Here is a 242-nt window from a genome sequence, read left to right as displayed (position 1 = left end):
CGCAAAACGTCTATTGTCTGGAGCCGGAAAGCCGCAAACTGAGCGTGGTACTGGGCGACGTAAAAGGGCCAAATGGTTTGTGTTTCTCGCCGGATGAAAAGACCTTATACGTGGTGGAAAGCCGGGCGACACCGAACCGCTTAATTCTGGCGTGGGATGTGGAAGGCAATACGCTGAAAAATAAACGGGTGTATCTCGACTGTGGGAACGGTACCGCCGATGGGTTCGCCTGCGACGCAGAC

The 242-nt window shown here is 54.5% G+C and carries 1 protein-coding gene; it reads left to right on the top strand.

Features of this window, described 5'->3' with window-relative positions:
• Window positions 1-242: SMP-30/gluconolactonase/LRE family protein (locus ACODJP_RS14435; RefSeq protein WP_422482678.1), on the top strand; the 242-nt coding region annotated here is incomplete at both ends.

Source organism: Pleomorphochaeta sp. DL1XJH-081 (assembly GCF_049310885.1).
Lineage (GTDB): Bacteria > Spirochaetota > Spirochaetia > Sphaerochaetales > Sphaerochaetaceae > CAYZJV01.
The sequence above is the reverse complement of the archived record's forward strand: the minus strand, read 5'-3'. Positions and strand labels throughout refer to the sequence as shown.